Source organism: Microbacterium sp. ISL-103, from assembly GCF_018613995.1.
GTDB lineage: Bacteria > Actinomycetota > Actinomycetes > Actinomycetales > Microbacteriaceae > Microbacterium.
In genome coordinates this window covers 1-3,837 of the sequence record NZ_JAGGPD010000251.1, presented here as the reverse complement: position 1 = coordinate 3,837, position 3,837 = coordinate 1, and the positions used below count along the sequence as shown (strand labels likewise).

Below are 3,837 nucleotides of genomic sequence, written 5' to 3'. Positions count from 1 at the left end.
CTCAGCGCTTCGTCCAGGCGTCGCAACGCTGTGCTCCGCTCGTCCGCGACGGCGATGATCTTCGCGATCATCGGGTCGTAGAAGCCGGTGACCTCGCTGCCGGTCTCGACCGCCGCATCGACCCGAACGCCCGGCGGCGGATCGAACAGCAGGATCCGACCGGTGGACGGCAGGAACCCGCGCTCGGGCGACTCTGCGTAGACCCGAGCCTCGACCGCATGTCCGTGCACGGCCGGCGCGGTGCCGAGCCGTCCTCCGGCCGCGACCCTGATCTGGAGTGCGACGAGGTCGAGTCCTGTCACCTCCTCGGTGACAGGATGCTCGACCTGCAGACGCGTGTTCATCTCGATGAAGAAGATCTGGTCGGGCGCATCGGCGTCGAGCAGGAACTCCACGGTGCCGGCGCCGACGTACGACACGCTCGCGGCGGCCTGCGTCGCCGCATCGAGCAGTCGTGCCCTGGTCGCCTCTGCGATACCGGCCGACGGTGCCTCCTCGATGACCTTCTGATGGCGGCGCTGCAGGGTGCACTCCCGCTCACCCAGAGTGATCACCGAGCCGTGGGCATCGCCGAAGACCTGAACCTCGATATGACGCGGACGCCGGATGAGTCGCTCCAGGATCAGTGAGTCATCGCCGAAGGCCGAGCGCGCGACACGTCGCGCCGAGGCGAGAGCGGCTTCGAGGCCCGCTGCCGACTCGACGACTTCCATGCCTTTGCCGCCGCCACCCGCACTCGGCTTGACCAGAAGGGGGAACCCGACAGCGGCCGCCTCCTCGGCGATCTCCGCGTCGGAGAGGCCCCTGGCGTCGAAGCCGGGGACGACCGGCACACCCGATCGCACGACGTGCTCGCGCGCCTTGGCCTTGTCGCCCATGATCTGGAGAGCCTTCACCGAGGGGCCGATGAAGACGATGCCGCTCTCGGCACACGCCTCGGCGAGCCCGACGCTCTCAGAGAGGAAGCCGTAACCGGGATGGACGGCCTGTGCTCCGGTGGCGCGCGCCGCCGCGATCACGGCATCGATGTCGAGATACGACTCCGCCGCCGGGGCCGCCCCGATCCGCACGGCGTCGTCGGCCTCGCGCACGTGGGGTGCATCGGCATCCGCATCGCTGTACACGGCGATGCTGCGGATGCCCATCAGCCGCAGGGTACGGATGATGCGCCTGGCGATCTCGCCTCTGTTGGCGACGAGGACGGCATCGAATTCGCGAGGGGTGTCGGTCGTTGTCATGGGGGTCACATCCGGAAGAGGCCGAACCGCGGCTCGGTCAGCGGGCTGCGGGCGACCACGTCGAGGGCGAGCCCCAGCAGGTCGCGGGTCTGGGCGGGGTCGATGATGCCGTCGTCCCACAGGCGGGCTGTGGCGTAGTACGGCTCGCCCTGGGTCTCGTACTGGTCACGGATCGGCCTCTCGAAGGTCGCACGGTCATCGGCGCTCCACGTCTCTCCGCGCGCCGCGAGCTGGTCGTCCTTGACGGTGCCGAGCACGGATGCCGCCTGGGCTCCGCCCATCACCGAGATGCGACTGGCAGGCCACGTCCACAGGAACCGCGGCGAATACGCCCGACCGCACATCGAGTAGTTGCCCGCGCCGAACGACCCGCCGATGATCACTGTGAGCTTGGGCACTCTCGTGCTGGCGACGGCGGTGACCATCTTCGCCCCGTCCTTCGCGATGCCCCCGGCCTCGGCATCCGAACCGACCATGAATCCCGAGATGTTCTGCAGGAAGATCAGAGGGACTCCCCGCTGATCGCAGAGTTCGATGAAGTGCGCACCTTTCAGGGCGGATTCGCTGAACAGAACGCCGTTGTTCGCCACGATCCCGGCCGGGTGTCCGTGCAGCCGTGCGAAGCCCGTGACGAGAGTGGTGCCGTACTCGGCCTTGAATTCACGGAAGGTGTCGCCGTCGACCAGCCTCACGATGACCTCATGCACGTCGTAGGCCGCATTGACGTCGACGGGGACGACGTCGTAGAGCGATCCCGACTCCGACGGGTCACGACTGTCGTGAACCTCCCAGGCCGGTGGAAGCGGGGCGGGCAGTGTGGCGACGATGTCGCGCAGGATCTCGAGCGCATGCTCGTCGTCTTCGGCGAGGTGGTCCACGACGCCGCTGCGTCGCGCGTGCATCTCACCGCCGCCGAGTTCCTCCGCTGAGACGATCTCGCCGATCGCCGCCTTGACGAGAGGAGGTCCGCCGAGGAAGACCGTGCCCTGGTCGCGGACGATGACCGTCTCGTCGCTCATGGCCGGAACGTACGCGCCACCCGCCGTGCAGGAGCCGAGCACGGCGGCGAGCTGAGGGATGCCCTCAGCCGACATCCTCGCCTGGTTGAAGAAGATGCGTCCGAAGTGCTCGCGGTCGGGGAACACCTCGTCCTGCTTGGGAAGGAAGGCGCCGCCCGAGTCGACGAGATAGAGGCACGGCAGTCTGTTCTCGAGCGCGATCTCCTGTGCGCGCAGATGTTTCTTGACAGTGAGGGGGAAGTAGGTGCCCCCCTTCACGGTCGCGTCGTTGCACACGACCATCACATGGCGGCCGTGGACGAGTCCGATTCCGGCGATCACTCCCGCCGCCGGTGCGTCTCCTCCGTACAGGCCGTCGGCGGCCAGCGGAGCGATCTCGACGAAGGGACTCCCCTCGTCGAGGAGCCGGACCACCCGGTCGCGCGGAAGGAGCTTTCCTCGCGCGACATGACGCTCGCGCGAGGCGATCGGTCCTCCCTGCGCGGCGACGGCGATGCGGTCACGCAGTTCCGCCGCGAGGGACTGCTGAGTTGCGGGCATCGTGACGTCCTCCTCGACTCACGGAGCGCGGGCGACATCGCCCTGGCGCAGTGCATGCATTCTCGGTTAGTGTTCACTAACCGATGGCATCAGGTTAGCGAGGATTAACTGAGATGACAAGCCCCGTCACCGCGCGAGATCGCGCCAAGGCAGAGCGCTCGGACGCGATCCTCCGAGAGGCCGCCCGATTGTTCGCCGAGAGCGGGTACAACGGGGTCAGTCTCGAAGACATCGGGGCCGCCGTGGGCGTCTCCGGGCCTGCGGTCTACCGTCATTTCGCCGGCAAACAGGCGCTGCTCGGCGCCGTGCTCGTTCAGGTGAGCGACGACCTCGTCACGGGTGGCACGCGCGTCGCCACGGAGGGCTCGACCCCGGGCGCACGGATGCACGCGCTCATCGAGTTCCACGTCGAGTTCGCGCTCGGCCACGCCGACGTGATCCGCGTGCACGACCGCGATGTCGCCCATCTCGACGCCCGCGACCACTCCGAGGTGCGCCGGCTGCAGCGCGCGTACATCGAACTCTGGATCAGCACTCTCGCGCCTCTCGTCGAGGCCGATGCCGACGAGCTGCGCCTGCGCGTACAGGCCTGCTTCGGACTGATCAACTCCACCCCGCACAGCACGCGGGCGGCAGCCCGACGCCGTTCCGCCACCGCGACAGTGCTCGTCGCGATGGCGGAATCAGCGCTCCGCGCGACTACCTGAGCAGCATCGCGCGCCCCGGCTGCTCCAGGACATCTGCGACGTCCTTCACGAATCGCGACGCCTCGGCGCCGTCGACGAGGCGGTGGTCGAATGAGAGGCTCAGCGTCATCATCTGACGCAGGGCGATCTCGCCGCGGAATTCCCAAGGCTGCCGACGCACAGCCCCCACGGCGAGGATGCCCGACTGCCCCGGCGGCAGGATCGGTGTTCCCGCATCGACACCGAAGACGCCGATGTTCGAGATCGAGAACGTTCCCCCCGCCAGATCTGCCGGTGTCGCCCTGCCTGCGCGAGCGGTGTCGGCGAGCACCTTGAGAGCCTCCGCCAGCTCGA

At 68.2% G+C, this 3,837-nt stretch carries 4 protein-coding genes; 1 reads left to right on the top strand and 3 read right to left on the bottom strand.

Annotated features, from left to right (window positions below):
• Both J7E68_RS10095 and J7E68_RS10090 read right to left on the bottom strand, forming a co-directional pair.
• The coding region (locus J7E68_RS10095; RefSeq protein WP_215172208.1) for an acetyl/propionyl/methylcrotonyl-CoA carboxylase subunit alpha at positions 1-1,238 on the bottom strand (1,238 nt) is incomplete at its 3' end.
• A 5-nt stretch (positions 1,239-1,243) separates the two neighbouring features.
• Positions 1,244-2,797, bottom strand: a complete 1,554-nt coding sequence (locus J7E68_RS10090) for a carboxyl transferase domain-containing protein (protein WP_215172206.1) — start codon at positions 2,795-2,797, stop codon at positions 1,244-1,246.
• Between the two features lie 113 nt (positions 2,798-2,910).
• On the opposite strand from J7E68_RS10090, the gene J7E68_RS10085 reads away from it, so the two are divergent.
• Positions 2,911-3,504, top strand: coding sequence for a TetR/AcrR family transcriptional regulator (locus J7E68_RS10085; RefSeq protein ID WP_215172204.1), 594 nt, complete (start codon positions 2,911-2,913; stop codon positions 3,502-3,504).
• Here J7E68_RS10085 and J7E68_RS10080 read toward each other — a convergent pair.
• Positions 3,497-3,837 (bottom strand): 2-oxo acid dehydrogenase subunit E2 (locus J7E68_RS10080; RefSeq protein WP_215172202.1); only part of this gene is annotated, 341 nt, incomplete at its 5' end. The two genes, J7E68_RS10085 and J7E68_RS10080, sit on opposite strands and share 8 nt — an antisense overlap.

What these genes read in the sequence shown, in the direction of transcription:
- J7E68_RS10085 (WP_215172204.1), top strand. Translation starts at nt 2,911, where the DNA reads ATGACAAGCCCCGTCACCGCGCGAGATCGCGCCAAGGCAGAGCGCTCG.
- J7E68_RS10090 (WP_215172206.1), bottom strand. Translation starts at nt 2,797, where the DNA reads ATGCCCGCAACTCAGCAGTCCCTCGCGGCGGAACTGCGTGACCGCATC.